The 13,217-nt window shown below is 65.2% G+C and carries 10 protein-coding genes; 5 read left to right on the plus strand and 5 right to left on the minus strand.

The features are described 5' to 3' along the window. The first annotated feature begins 3 nt into the window (after nucleotides 1-3). Nucleotides 4-282 carry a muconolactone Delta-isomerase gene (catC, locus tag NIBR502772_RS01105; protein WP_141138722.1) on the plus strand — a complete coding sequence of 93 codons (279 nt, stop codon included), beginning with the start codon at nucleotides 4-6 and terminating at the stop codon, nucleotides 280-282. 57 nt (nucleotides 283-339) lie between these two features. On the opposite strand, the gene NIBR502772_RS01110 is transcribed toward catC, so the two are convergent. The 5 genes from NIBR502772_RS01110 to benA form a co-directional block, all read right to left on the minus strand. After that, nucleotides 340-3,219 (minus strand): LuxR family transcriptional regulator, encoded by a 2,880-nt coding sequence (locus NIBR502772_RS01110; protein ID WP_246848653.1) that lies wholly within the window; start codon nucleotides 3,217-3,219, stop codon nucleotides 340-342. 10 nt (nucleotides 3,220-3,229) lie between these two features. Continuing rightward, nucleotides 3,230-4,057 carry a 1,6-dihydroxycyclohexa-2,4-diene-1-carboxylate dehydrogenase gene (locus NIBR502772_RS01115; protein WP_141138724.1) on the minus strand — a complete coding sequence of 276 codons (828 nt, stop codon included), beginning with the start codon at nucleotides 4,055-4,057 and terminating at the stop codon, nucleotides 3,230-3,232. Beyond that, entirely contained in the window at nucleotides 4,054-5,628 is a 1,575-nt protein-coding gene (gene benC / locus NIBR502772_RS01120) for a benzoate 1,2-dioxygenase electron transfer component BenC (protein WP_141138725.1), read from the minus strand. The genes NIBR502772_RS01115 and benC overlap by 4 nt, the downstream gene beginning before the upstream one ends. A gap of 123 nt (nucleotides 5,629-5,751) precedes the next feature. Then, nucleotides 5,752-6,288, minus strand: a complete 537-nt coding sequence (gene benB, locus NIBR502772_RS01125) for a benzoate 1,2-dioxygenase small subunit (RefSeq protein ID WP_141138726.1) — start codon at nucleotides 6,286-6,288, stop codon at nucleotides 5,752-5,754. Nucleotides 6,289-6,324: 36 nt separating this feature from the next. Then, nucleotides 6,325-7,707, minus strand: a complete 1,383-nt coding sequence (gene benA, locus NIBR502772_RS01130) for a benzoate 1,2-dioxygenase large subunit (RefSeq protein WP_141138727.1) — start codon at nucleotides 7,705-7,707, stop codon at nucleotides 6,325-6,327. Nucleotides 7,708-8,026: 319 nt separating this feature from the next. Between benA and catA the strand changes: the two genes are divergently transcribed. The 4 genes from catA (at nucleotide 8,027) to NIBR502772_RS01150 (ending at nucleotide 13,214) form a co-directional block, all read left to right on the plus strand. After that, on the plus strand, nucleotides 8,027-8,923 hold the full coding sequence (gene catA, locus NIBR502772_RS01135; RefSeq protein ID WP_141138728.1) for a catechol 1,2-dioxygenase: 897 nt from the start codon (nucleotides 8,027-8,029) through the stop codon (nucleotides 8,921-8,923). Between the two features lie 108 nt (nucleotides 8,924-9,031). Further along, nucleotides 9,032-10,369, plus strand: a complete 1,338-nt coding sequence (locus NIBR502772_RS01140) for a benzoate/H(+) symporter BenE family transporter (RefSeq protein ID WP_141138729.1) — start codon at nucleotides 9,032-9,034, stop codon at nucleotides 10,367-10,369. Between the two features lie 9 nt (nucleotides 10,370-10,378). After that, nucleotides 10,379-12,091, plus strand: a complete 1,713-nt coding sequence (locus NIBR502772_RS01145; RefSeq protein WP_141138730.1) for a helicase HerA-like domain-containing protein — start codon at nucleotides 10,379-10,381, stop codon at nucleotides 12,089-12,091. 130 nt (nucleotides 12,092-12,221) lie between these two features. Continuing rightward, nucleotides 12,222-13,214 carry a hypothetical protein gene (locus tag NIBR502772_RS01150; protein WP_210412364.1) on the plus strand — a complete coding sequence of 331 codons (993 nt, stop codon included), beginning with the start codon at nucleotides 12,222-12,224 and terminating at the stop codon, nucleotides 13,212-13,214. The last annotated feature ends 3 nt before the right edge of the window (nucleotides 13,215-13,217 follow it).

The following is a 13,217-nucleotide window of genomic DNA, read 5'->3' on the forward strand; positions in this document are numbered from 1 at the left end:
CTCATGAAGTACCTGGTCCACATGGACGTCAACCTGCCCACCGATCTGCCGGCCGATGATGCCGCGGAGATCAAGGCCACGGAGAAGACTTACTCGCAGCAACTGCAGCGCTCCGGCAAATGGCCGGAAATCTGGCGGGTAGTGGGCGAATACGCCAATTACTCGATCTTCGACGTCGATTCGAACGACGAACTCCATGAGATCCTGCAGAACCTGCCGCTGTTCCCCTATATGGACATCTCGGTGGTGCCGCTCGCGAAGCACCCCTCAGACGTCAAATAGACACCGGCGTCGAATAGATACCGGCGCAAAAGCCTAAGGCCCGGCCGTGTTCCGGCGTCAGTCCTTGGCCCGGAACACGGCCGCGAGCTCGCTGCGGGAGCGGATTCCCATTTTCCGGTAGAGCCGGGTCAGGTGGTACTGCACGGTCTTCTCCGCCAGGAACAGCGCCCGGGCCGCCTCCTTGTTGGTGGCGCCGCCCGCCACCAGGTCGGCCACCGCCCGTTCCTGCGCCGTGAGCTGCAGGTGGTGGGTGCCGACTGCGGTGAGCACGGGGTCGGCAGGGTCCGGCACGTTCCCGGCGTCGAGCCCTGTTGCTTTGAGTTCCCTGTCGCACCGTTCCACGTAGGTGGCCGCCCCCAGGGTGTCGTATAAGTCGCGGGCCGCGCGCAGGACGGTCGACGCCAGGCGCCGTTTGCCCGCCCGGCGCATGCTCTGGCCGAAGGCAAAGCTAACCCGCGCCCGCAGATACGGCCGGTTGAGCCCCCTCAGGTGGCCCAGGGATGCCTCAAAATGTTCCCTGGCAGTGTCCGGGTCTCCCTGCGCGGCCACGAGCCGGCCCCTCGCCCATGCCATCCGTGCCATGTCCGAGGGTATTTCCCGTTCGCGCGGCACACGCTCGAACGCCGTGAGGAACGAGTCGGCGGCCTCGAGCTGGTCGGTCATGACAAGGGCGTTGACGTAGGTGTCCTGCCAGGGCCAGAAGGACACCCGGTGCTCGGTCCACGGGTCCAGCTCCGTCAGCGGCTGCAGGACAGCCAAAGCGCCTTCATAGTCCGCCCTCGCCTCGTGGAAGCGGGCACGGGCGAGGCTCGCCGGCACCTGCATGGCGCGGTAGGTTCCGGGCTGCACTGCGGCCTGGGAAACGTAGTACCGGGCCCGCTCCCAGTCTCCCCGCATGGACCAGAGCTCCGCCGCGGTCCAGTAGAGCAGTGGGCGGATCAGCGGCATCCGCGAGGTCTCCAGGCGCACGGATGCGCGCGCCACGGTGGCGGCCGCCGCATCCCAATTGCCGAGTACCAGGTGGGTCCGCGCAAGCCATGCCTCGGCCCAGAGGGAAATCCGCATCGAGCCGCCGCGGTCAGTGGGGGCCGCGGACTCGAAGTTCACCAGCGCCGTCTCAACGTTGTCGAGGCGCAGAGCCAGCCAGCCCGCGCCCATCTGGACCCGCTGTTTCTGGGCGTTCTCGTCGGCATGTTCGAAAGCCCGGTGATAGGAGGCCTCAGCCTCCGCAACCCGGCCCTGTGCATACAGGCCCAGGCCGTAGATGGCCTCTGATTCAATGTGGGCGGGGGTTTCCGGCGGCGTAAGTTCCATGGCCCGTTCCGCCCAGGTGGTAATCATCGGGCCGTCCCAGGACGCTACCCCGTGCAGGACGAAGCGCTGCGCCACCTGCGCGGCGGCGGACGGATCATGCTGCGGGTTGGAGGTGCGCCAGGCCATCTCCAACTGCGTCTGCGCGCTGTCGTTCTGTCCCGACGCGGTGGAGAGGTAGCCCAGGACGGAGGAGCGAAGCGGCGACGGCGGCAGGGCGTCCACTGCCGCCGTCCACATCTGGGCCTGGGAAATGTTGCCGGAACCCACCAGGGCATCCACCGCCCGCAGGAGCCTGTCGTTCCGGGAGCGGATGTCCAGGGAAAGCCGGGACGCGGAGAACAAAGCTGTTGAGGCATCCTGCCACGCTCCTACCCTGGCCTGGCGCCGGGCGAACTCCTCCAACTCCTCCGCCAGGGCCTCGTTCGCGCCGGGGGTGGCGGAGACCCGATGGCCCAACCGGTCACCCTCGGGCTGCACCGCTTCAGCGGCCAGCCGATGAAGCGCAATGCGCCGGCTGGGAACGATCTGTTCGTAGATGGCCTCTGAGGTGCCTGGTTCAAAGAACACGACGGCGGAGCGGGCCTGATCAACAGTCAGCCCCAGCAGCCCGGCACGGTGTCCCTCATCGAGTGCCTCCATGACGGACCCCACCCCGCTGACTTCGGAAACCTCTGCCACGCTTGCGGCGCTCCCGAGCACTGACGCGGCCTCCGCCACAGCAACCAACACCGGGGATGCTGCGCCCAGGACACTACGCACCCGGGCGCGCACACGGGAAGTCGGCGGGAGGGAGGGAAACCACGTCTGCCAGGTTTCCGCCGGCAGCTCATGGAGCAGCTCCACGATCGGTTGAGCAAGCCCTCCGGTGTGTTGGACAAGGCCATGGGCCGCCGTCGCGCTCAGTTCGACGCCGAGCGTCCTTCTCGCGAGATCCTGCACCTGCTGCGGGGTGAGCGGATCCAGCGGGATGGTGGCCACCTGGTGGCCTGTCAAGAAGTCCAGCGCACCGGTAGGGACGCGCGCAGCGTCATCGGGGTTGAGGGTGAGCACGAACAGGATTCGTTTTCCGTGCAGCCGGCGCATGACGAAGGTAAGGATGCGCAGGCTCTCCACGTCGAGTCTGTGGACATCATCCACGGCGACAACTACGCTGCCGTGCGACTGCAGCCCTTCCAGGTGGGTACTGAGGGTGGAAGCGTAATTAACAACCTGGGCGGGAGTGAGGGCCGCGACGGGGCCGGCGGGCAGGGCCGGGCCGCCGCCGTAATCCTTTGCCGAACGCAGCGGCGAAGTGAGCATGAGCTGGGAGTAGCCGGCGAGGGGGAACTGCGCCTCCCACTCATCGCCCATGGCGGACAGCACACGGACACCACGGACCCCGGTGCGGCAGTGCTCAAGGAATAAGTCCAGAACCGCGGTCTTCCCGGACCCGGAGGGGCCGGAGATCACCACGGCACCCACTTTGCCTTTGCGGACGGTCCGGAAAATCTCCAACAGTTCCGCAAAGACCGTCCTCCGGCCAACAAGCGGTGAGTCCTCCGCCATTTCACCGTGTATGGAGGCCGCCGTCATGGCGGCAACTCTACCGGAGCCGTCCTGCCGGCCCCGGCGGCGGCCTTCCATCACGGTGTCCTCAGCCCAGGTCCCCGCCGGCGACCGGGAGGATGCTGCCGGTTACGTAGGACGCTTCATCTGATCCGAGGAACACGATGGGTGCAGCCTGTTCGTCCAATGTCCCGTAGCGCTTTATGAAGGACGAGTCCACGGTTTGGTCAACGATCACCTGGTACCAGGCCTTTTCCGTGGCGGATTCTGCCTCGGGTCCGCGCTTGACCCTGCGGGCCGGCGCCTCGGTGCCGCCGGGGGCTGTCGCCACCACGCGGATGCCGCGTCCTCCCACCTCCATCGCCAATGATTGGGTGAGGGCGTTGACTCCACCCTTTGCTGCCGCATACGGCACGCGATGCATGCCGCGGGTAGCCACCGAGGATACGTTGACGATGGTGCCTGAACCCTGTTCCAGCATGGCCGGCAGCACGGCCCGGCAGGTCCAGAGGGTGGGGAAGAGCGAGCGGCGGATCTCCTTCTCGATCTTCTCCTCGTCGTACTCTTCATACGGGCGTGCCCAGATGGTGCCGCCAACATTGTTAACCAGGACGTCCACCCGGCCGTGGGCGGCCAACGCCGCGTCCACGGCCTGCTGCGCACCCGCGAAGGTCTCAAGGTCTGCGGTCACCGAGGTAGCCGAGCCTCCCGAACCGGAAGCCTGCGCGGCCGCCTGGATCCCCTGAGCCACCTCATGGACCAGCTCGGCCCGGTCTACGAGGACGACGGCGCCGCCCTCGGCACCGATGCGCTCGGCCACCTTCTGGCCAATGCCCTGGGCGGAACCGGTCACCAGCGCGACCTTGCCGGCGTACCGGCCGGGAGTAACGAACTGTCCCGCATATGGCCGCGTCATAAGCGGCCCGTCTTGGCGTCGATCGCTCCGGCCATGGTGTCTTTGGCATCGCGTGCGTGGGCCATGATGACCTCCCGCACCCGTACCTTGTCCTGCCGCTCAAAGGCATCAACCACATCAAGATGGTCCTGCGTGACCCGCTCGAAGATGGGGGTTCCGGCTTCGAAGGCCGCGGCCATCTGGGCGTGGACGTCGAGCCGTCGGTAGGACTCAAGCAGCATGGGATTGTCGCAGACCACGAAGAGGTATTCGTGGAACTCTTCGTTGGTCCGTGCGAACTCCTCCGGTTCCCGGACGGTGCCGGCTGCTACTGAGCGGATGGTGGCTTCGGCGAGCCGCCGGAACTGGTGCAGCTGCTCCTCGCTGAGGCGGCCCAGCATCAGCTCGCTTACCGCAAGCTCCAGGCCCATGCGCGCGTCCAGCTGGGCGAAGCTGTCCTCCTTGCGGAAGTCCAGCCAGCCGGTCTCCAGGGAAGAGACCGCCTCGCTGCGGCTCATCGCGTCGCCTTCGGCCTCGATTTTTTCCGCAGGTGCCGGTGCACCCGTTTCCGCGTCACCCCCGGTGGTTTCCTTGGGGGCAAACCGCTCGAAGTAGAAGTTGGCGGGCTTGATGCCCTCAGAATCCAGCCACTTCGACACGGCGTTGACCATGGGAGGCGGACCGCACAAGTAGATGTCGACGTCGCCGTCGTTCAGGTGCTTCGGCTCGATGATCTGGGTGACATAGCCCGTGTGGGGAGCAGATGTGCCCGGCTCGGAGGCAATGTAGTCCCAGGTGAATGCGGGCAGCTTCGCCCCATACTCGCGCAACCAGTCCAGGCCGACGATGTCCGCCTCACGGGTCAGGCCATAAATGAGATGGACCGGTACCGACGGCGGGTTCTCGGAAAGCTTCTCGAGGATGGACAGGAGCGGGGCCAGGCCGGTGCCGCCTGCCAGGAGCAGCAGGGGTCGCTTGGGCTCACGGAGGAAGAACGAGCCGTAGGGGCCGGTGAACTCGATGGTGTCGCCCACCGCTGCCTTGTCCCGCAGGTATTCGGACATCGCACCCTGCGGCGTCACCCGCACCATGAACGACGCATCCTGCACCTCGGGGCCGCTGCTGAACGAATAGGAGCGCTCCGCGTCCGTTCCGGGGACCTTAATGTTGACATACTGGCCCGGGAGGAAGGCCAGGGCGTCCCGGTTTTCCGCCTCCAAGGTGAAGGAAACTGTCGTTTCCGAGTGCTTGTTGAGTTCCTTCATGGTGGAGGTGAAGGTGGTGGCTGAGGTTTTCGCCGATTCCGACGTTGCAGGGATCTGAATGGCCAGGTCCGACTCCGGAACCGCCTGGCAGGTGAGCAGGTATCCCTTTTCGAGCTCCTCCTCCGTCATCGCATCGTCAATGTAATCGCCCGGATCGAAGGAGCCGGAATCGCAGAAGGCCTTGCAGGTGCCGCACGCCCCGTCCCGGCAGTCCGACGGAATGTTGATCCGTGCCTTGTACGCGGCGTCCATCACGGTCTCGTAATCGCCGACCTTGATGACCTTGGTGACGCCATCCTCGAAGCTGAGGGCTACTTTGTGGCCCATTGTTTCCTCCTGGGTGGGGGCGCGTCGACGCGACCCGGGGTAGTGCGGATGTGCCCTACGGGCACGGGTTTTGAAACGGCCAAGGCCGGTGCCGGGCAAATGCCCGGCACCGGCGCGGGGCCGTCAGATCATGTAGACGTCCACTACGTGGTGGATGTAGTCGTTCTTGAGGACAACCTTCTTTTTCATGATGACCGGCTCGGCGCCGGCGAGGTCGATCGTGTAAAAGCTGGTGCCGAAGTACGTGTCCGTGGTGTTGTACCGGAAGTACAGGGTGAACCAGTTGAAGCGCACCTTCACCTGGCCGCCGTCGTGCTCCATGATTTCGACGTCGGTGATGTTGTGCCCGGTGCGGGGCTCCGGCAGGGAGGTGGCCGAGGACCGGTCCGTCTTGATCCGGAAGACGCGGTCCTCAATGCCGCCGCGGTTGTCATAGTAAATGAGCGAAATCTCGTTCTGCGGGTCCCCGGTCAGCCGGTCATCGACGTCCCATGCAGGCATCCAGAACTCCGAGTCCGGGTGATAGCACTGAAGCCACTCATCGAACTGGCGGTCATCCAGCAGGCGGGCCTCCTTGTAGAGGAAGGCGCGGACGGTTTCGAGGGTGGCGATCTCCTCGGCGCTCTTGAGCGCCGCAGCGGGCTGTGTCAGGTTGGTCATGGGTTCTGCGCTCTCTCTGGTTCCACGTGGACGGGGTCAGGCGGTGACTGGAACGGCGTCCAGCGCGGAAGTCTCTTCCTCCGCCAGAGCCCGGTCCATGACTTCTTTCCAGTACCCGTGCTGGATGGGGTAGAGCCCCTCGTCCTCGGTGCGCACCCCGGACGCGATGACCTTGGTCATGCCCAGCGCCTGGGCCTGCTCGTCGGGGCCCGCGATCTCATGGGTGGAACCGCGGGTCATGTCATTCCAGGGCGCCGAGGTGGCCCAGTAAGTCTTGTTGCAGGACCGGAACTCCTCGAGGTCATCGGGAGTGGCCATGCCGGTGGCATTGAAGAAGTCCTCGTACTGGCGGATCCGCTTGGACCTGTTCTCCTGCGATTCGCCCTTGGGCGCGATGCAGTAGATGGTCACCTCGGTCTGGTCCGCCGAGATGGGCCGGAAATGGCGGATCTGCGAGGAGAACTGGTCCATAATGTAGACATTCGGGTACAGACAGAGGTTCCGCGAGATGTTGATCATGAAGTTGGCCATCTCCTCGCCGTACTTCGCAACGAGCTCGTCGCGGCGGTCCCACAGCGGGCGGTCCTCCGGGTTGGTCCATTCCTGCCACAGCAGCAGGTGTCCGTGGTCGTAGGAGTAGAAACCCCCCTTGACCTTGCCCCACTTGCCGGCGTCCATGGCCTTGGTCTTGTTGGCGGAGTCGCCGGCGGTGCGGCGGGCCGTGGTGGCCGCATAGTTCCAGTGCACGGCGGTGACGTGGTAGCCGTCTGCACCGTTCTCGGCCTGCACTTTCCAGTTGCCGTCGTAGGTATAGGTGGACGCCCCGCGCAGCACCTCAAGCCCCTCCGGGGACTGGTCCACGATTGAGTCGATCACCTTGGTGGCATCACCCAGGTGTTCTTCGAGCGGGAGCACGTCAGCCTTCAGGGAACCAAAGAGGAATCCGCGGTATGACTCGAAGCGGGCCACTTTGGTGAGGTCGTGGGAGCCCTCTTTGTTGAAGGTCTCCGGGTAGCCGGCGTTGCGCGAGTCCTTCACCTTCAGCAGTTCACCGGAGTTCTTGAATGTCCATCCGTGGAAGGGGCAGGTGAAGGTGGTGCGGTTGTCCGTCTTGCGGCGGCACAGCATGGCGCCCCGGTGTGAGCAGGCGTTGACGATGCAGTTAAGGTTTTCGTCCTTGTCGCGGGTGATCACCACGGGAGTGCGGCCGATGTTTGTGGTGAAGTAGTCCCCCACGTTGGGGATCTGGGATTCGTGGGCGAGATAGACCCAGTTGCCTTCGAAGATGTGCTTCATCTCCAGTTCGAAGATCTCTTGATCGGTGAAAATTTCGCGCTTCGCACGGATGACGCCGTTCTCACGGTCGTCGATCACGGCGTCGGCAAGGACCTCGCGGACATGGGCCAGGTTCTCGGTCATGGCGTGCTCCTTCATTGGAGGGTGCTGGACGGATAGGCGGGGGGTCCGGGCCAACCCGCGGTGCCCAGGGGGACGTTGTCACGCCAGTCTTCCTTACGGTGACCGCACTCACATCAGGCAAACACCTAGCTTCGGCCAAGGGTGTCTTTATGTCTGGTTAATGACAGAAAACAGGCCAAATCGATATTTGTAGCGTCCTTATTTGAGGCCTACGATGAGACGGTCATCACGCGAGCTGCGTCGCGACAGGTTCAGATCCTGCCCCCACCGGTTCGCACCGGGTTCAGGAGCAGTTCCTGTCCCCTATTCAAAGAGGAGTATGGACATCACCATGACCGAGACCCAAGCAGACACCCGCCTCGAGGACGAGGGCACTGCAGTCGAAGCCGGCTCCAAAGCCACCGAACGCTTCGCCGCCTCAGGCAAGCTCGCCAACCTGGATGTGCCGAAGGAAAGAGTGAGCCTGCTGGCGGGGGCACTCATCAAGGCCGCCAACGACATCGTCGTTGAGCACCAGGTCACCTACGAGGAATACAACGCACTCAAGGCCTGGCTCATCAAGGTTGGAACTGACGGGGAATGGCCGCTGTTCCTCGACGTGTGGCTGGAGCACACCGTGGAGGACACCAACTCCCAGGACCGCCCCGGCACCGTGGGCACCATCGAAGGGCCCTACTATGTGCCGGGCTCGCCGGTGCTCCAAACCCCGGGCACCGTCGAAATGCGTGAGGACGAGGAAGGCACCCCGCTGCACTTCAGCGGCCGTTTCACCGACACGGACGGTAACCCGATCCAGAACGCCCAGGTGGAAATTTGGCATGCGGACAGTGCCGGGTTCTACTCCCAGTACGCGCCGGGCCTGCCCGACTGGCTCTTCCGGGCCACGGTCACGGCAGACGACGACGGCCGCTTCGAAATCAACACGATGCGCCCGGCGCCCTACCAGATTCCCACGGACGGAGCTTGCGGGCAGCTGATCAGTGCGGCAGGCTGGCACGCCTGGCGCCCGGCACACATTCACATCAAGGTTTCCGCGCCCGGCTTCCAGCCCGTAACCCAGCAGCTTTACTTCCCCGGCGACCCGCACAACGCTGACGATATCGCCTCGGCAGTCAAGCCTGAACTGATGCTCGACCCCAAGCCGCGCACGGATGGCGGCACCGGCGAAGCAGTGGTCTATGACTACGTCCTCGCCAAGGAAGGCCAGCACAAGTAAGAACCACCGCTGACAATCCGCGCCGGCGCCTCGGCCCGGCACCGAAGGCGCCCTGGAGTGCAAACTCCAGGGCGTCTGTCTTTTTTGCCGCCGTTGCCAGGAGCCCGAATGCTGCCATCCCGTCAGGACCCACCCGCCACCCCCCTAGTGGAAACTGTTGCGGCCCATGCACGCCAGCCCCTGCTGGAACGCCCGGGTGTCCGCCCCGCCTTCGTGCGCCAGGTCTTCCGTGACCTGGGCCTGCCCTATGTTTCCAACGGGGTGATCGGCCTTATCTTCTCCGCCTCCGGCCCGATAGCTGTAACCCTTGCAGTGGGAGCGGCGGGAGGACTTACCGAAGCCCAACTCGCGTCCTGGGTGTTTGGCATCCTATTTTCGGGCGGGGCAGCCACTCTGGCCATGTCCCTCCTCTACCGACAGCCTCTGGGCTTCGCCTGGTCCATTCCCGGTACGGTGCTCATGGGTCCGTCCCTCCAGCACCTGTCCTTCGCGGAAGTGGTGGGGGCCTTCTTCACGTCCGGAATTCTGGTCCTCGCGCTAGGCGCCACCGGAGTGGTGCGGCGAATCATGGCAGTGGTTCCGATGCCCATCGTCATGTCCATGGTGGCCGCCGTATTCCTAAAATTCGGCACGGACATCGTCGCCTCCACACAGGCGAACCCGGTGGTGGCCGCACCAATGGTGGTCGCATTCCTGGTCCTCACGGCCGTGCCCGTCCTGGGCAGGTTTCTTCCACCAGTGCTCGGCACCCTTGCGGTCGGGTGCCTCGCCGTGGCAGTAAGCGGTCAATTCTCCTTTCAAGGGGGCGGACCGATCCTGGCCACTCCGGTCTTCACCCCTCCCGAGTTCACCTGGGCCGCCCAACTCGAGCTCGTTGTTCCCCTGGCCCTCACCGTGTTGTTCGTTCAGAATGGCCAAGGCATCGCCGTCCTCCGTGCCGCCGGCCACAATCCGCCGGTCAACGTCTTCGCCATCGTGTCTGGCGCATTTTCGTTGCTCAACGCGGGCTGCGGCGCTGTCTCAGCCTGCGTGACTGGCCCTACCAACGCCCTCATGACATCATCAGGAACCAGGCAGCGCCAGTACACTGCTGCCGTGGTGTTCGGCCTCCTGGCCATGACCTGCGCCCTATTGGCTCCCGCCCTCACCCGGCTCATGCTCGCCACACCCACGGAATTCATCCTCGCCCTGGGCGGCATTGCCATGCTGCGGGCTCTCCAGCAAGCCTTCGTGACCGCCTTCGCCACGACCTTCACCTTGGGGTCCCTGGTGACGTTCGTGGTGACCATGTCCGGCATGAGCCTTTTCAACATCCATCCGGCGTTCTGGGGCCTGGTCATCGGCTACACCGTGTCCCGGGTCCTAGAACACGCGGACCATGCCGGGCCAAAAGCCAGGCTGAAAAGCGCGACGTCTGCACCATCTGTGAAGGCGTCGGCCAACTAAGCTAACGGCATGGCCAACAAAACCACTGCCGAAAAACTCGCCACCATCCAGAAGGGCTACACCCTGGAAGGCGCCACCATCGAGTTGGGAGCCGCCATTGTGGACGGCGAACTCCACAAGGAAGCCCAGGTCCGCCTGCCGCTGGCCATGATGAACAGGCACGGCCTGGTAGCCGGCGCCACCGGCACCGGCAAGACCGTCACGCTGCACATGATGGCCGAGCAGCTGTCCGTGGCCGGAGTTCCCGTGTTCCTCGCGGACATCAAGGGCGACCTGTCAGGCCTGGCCACCGCGGCCGCCGGCAGCGAGAAGCTGAAGGCCCGCACCGACAGCATCGGCCAGGCCTGGGCCGGCAAGACGTTCCCCGTGGAGTTCCTGGCCCTGGGCGGCGACGGCAACGGCATTCCCGTCCGTGCCACCATCACCTCGTTTGGCCCCATCCTGCTCTCGCGTGTGATGGAGCTCAACGACACCCAGGAATCCAGCCTGCAGCTGGTCTTCCACTTTGCGGACAAAAACAACCTTGAGCTGATCGACCTCAAGGACCTCCGCGCGGTCATCCAGTTCCTCACCTCGGACGAGGGCAAGGACGAGCTGGAGGAACTGGGCGGCCTGTCCAAGGCCACCGCCGGCGTCATCCTTCGCGAACTGGTGAACCTTGAAGCGCAGGGCCTGGAACGGTTCTTCGGCGAGCCTGAGTTCGACACGGCCGAGCTGCTCCGGACCGCCCCGGACGGGCGCGGTGTCATCACCTGCCTGGAGCTGCCCACGCTGCAGACCAAGCCGATGCTGTTCTCCACCTTCCTGATGTGGCTGCTGGCTGACCTGTTCGAGGACCTCCCCGAGGCCGGCGACCTGGACAAGCCCAAGCTGGTGTTCTTCCTCGATGAGGCCCACCTGCTGTTCAACGGCGCGTCCAAGGCCTTCCTGAACGCCATCACCACCACCGTCCGGCTGATCCGTTCCAAGGGTGTGGGGATCTTCTTCGTCACCCAGACCCCCAAGGACGTCCCCGCCGACGTCCTGGGCCAGCTGGCCAACCGCATCCAGCACGCCCTCCGCGCCTTCACCCCGGAGGACGCCAAGGCCCTGAAAGCCACCGTGTCCACGTTCCCGATGAGCGATTATGACCTCGAGGAGACCCTCACGTCCGCGGGGATCGGCGAGGCCGTCATTACCGTCATGAATGAGAAGGGCGCCCCGACCCCGGTTGCCCACACGCGCCTGCGCGCCCCGGAATCCGTCATGGGCCCCAGCGCTGAGGAGCTCATCAAGAGCACGGTGGGCGGGTCCGCATTGCTCGCCAAGTACGGGACCGCCGTGGACAACGTCTCCGCCTACGAGAAGCTCACCGGCAAGGGCGCTGCGCCTACCGGCGGAGCCGCGCCCGGCGAGCCCCCGGTTCCGGGGACTTCCGGGCAACCACGTTCAGGGCAGGCCGACGTCGACGCCGAGGCCCGCAGGATCGAGGAGGAAATCCTGGGCCGGCCCAGCAGCCGGCCCGCTCCGGCGCCCGACCGTGGTACCGGCTCTGATGCGCCCTCGCGGCGTGCACCGGAACCTGCTGCCCCTGCGGGCGGCGGGATGGTGGGCGACCTCGCCGGAGCACTCGGCGGGGCACTGGGCGGCGGGCTGAAGAGCATGGTCCGGTCCTTGGGCACACAGCTTGGCCGGGAGCTGCTCCGGGGCGTCTTCGGCACCTCGTCCCGGCGGCGCCGGTAGGCAAAACCGGACGATGTCCCGTCCTGGACTTCCCGCCGTCGGGCGTCAGGAAAGCCGCCGCACCCTGCTACACGGGGCGGCGGCGACACCTGTGTTCGGCGGGCTTGCAGGTAACGTAAGGGAAGTGCAGATGAGTCAGGCGTTGGTGAGGATGGCAGCAGGGTGGCTGCTTGGCCTCATGCTTGCCGTGGCCGCGGCCGTAGTTGGGGTCAACGTGGTGAACAATACAGTGGCGAGTCCACAGCAGCCTGTGCGGGAGTATCTGGACGCCCTCCACGAGGGCGACGGCGGCAAGGCGCTGGGTCTGTTGCGGGCCACTGTGCCGCCCAGCAACGCCGCCATGCTCGACGGCACAGCGCTGCAGACGGCCTCTTCCCGGCTGGCGAACGTCAGCATCGGCGATGCCGAGGAACGCTCAGGCAACCAGGTCATGGTGCCCGTGCAGTACACGATCGATGGCAGCAGGCTTCGCACCGAGTTCCTGCTGGAGAGGACCGGCACCGAATGGCTGTTCTTCAACACGTGGGCGTTTGTGCCGTCGCGGCTGCCCACGGTGGGCCTGACAGTGGTGAACGCCAGCGAAGCCAACCTCAACGGCGTCCCGGTGAACATGCCCCAAGGCAGGAATTCGTTCGCCGTGTTCTACCCGGGTGAATACGAAGCCTCCCTGAACGGTGAATACTTTGCCGCGCCCGCCACACGAGCCACGGTGACATCCCGCGATGTCCCGGCGGCTCCGTTGAACCTGCTGACCGAGGCCACCGACCAGCTGCGGAAGGATGTGGGCGCGAAGGTCAAGGAATTTCTGGACACCTGCGCCGCCGAAGCCGTGAAGCAGCAAAAGCTGCAGCCGGACTGCCCCTTCTACTTCGCCAGCACCAACAACGTGGACGACGGCACCATCAAGTGGACCATCACGGAGTACCCGGAGATATCCATCGAGCCCTTTGGCGGCCGCTGGGTGGTTGCACCCCTCGACGGGAAGGCCAAGGTGGAGGCGGTCCAGCAGAGTTCCTTCACGGGCGCCTGGTCCCCGCTCAACGCAGAGGTGGACTTCAGCTTCACCACCCGCCTGGATGTCGCCGGCGACACCATCAGGGTCACCCCGCTCCTGAGCTACTAGCCG

The sequence above is a fragment of the Pseudarthrobacter sp. NIBRBAC000502772 genome (assembly GCF_006517235.1).
Lineage (GTDB): Bacteria > Actinomycetota > Actinomycetes > Actinomycetales > Micrococcaceae > Arthrobacter.

What these genes read in the sequence shown, in the direction of transcription:
- benA (WP_141138727.1), bottom strand. Translation starts at nt 7,707, where the DNA reads ATGACCGAGAACCTGGCCCATGTCCGCGAGGTCCTTGCCGACGCCGTG.
- NIBR502772_RS01115 (WP_141138724.1), bottom strand. Translation starts at nt 4,057, where the DNA reads ATGACGCGGCCATATGCGGGACAGTTCGTTACTCCCGGCCGGTACGCC.
- benC (WP_141138725.1), bottom strand. Translation starts at nt 5,628, where the DNA reads ATGGGCCACAAAGTAGCCCTCAGCTTCGAGGATGGCGTCACCAAGGTC.
- NIBR502772_RS01150 (WP_210412364.1), top strand. Translation starts at nt 12,222, where the DNA reads ATGAGTCAGGCGTTGGTGAGGATGGCAGCAGGGTGGCTGCTTGGCCTC.
- catC (WP_141138722.1), top strand. Translation starts at nt 4, where the DNA reads ATGAAGTACCTGGTCCACATGGACGTCAACCTGCCCACCGATCTGCCG.
- NIBR502772_RS01145 (WP_141138730.1), top strand. Translation starts at nt 10,379, where the DNA reads ATGGCCAACAAAACCACTGCCGAAAAACTCGCCACCATCCAGAAGGGC.
- NIBR502772_RS01110 (WP_246848653.1), bottom strand. Translation starts at nt 3,219, where the DNA reads ATGGAAGGCCGCCGCCGGGGCCGGCAGGACGGCTCCGGTAGAGTTGCC.
- benB (WP_141138726.1), bottom strand. Translation starts at nt 6,288, where the DNA reads ATGACCAACCTGACACAGCCCGCTGCGGCGCTCAAGAGCGCCGAGGAG.
- NIBR502772_RS01140 (WP_141138729.1), top strand. Translation starts at nt 9,032, where the DNA reads ATGCTGCCATCCCGTCAGGACCCACCCGCCACCCCCCTAGTGGAAACT.
- catA (WP_141138728.1), top strand. Translation starts at nt 8,027, where the DNA reads ATGGACATCACCATGACCGAGACCCAAGCAGACACCCGCCTCGAGGAC.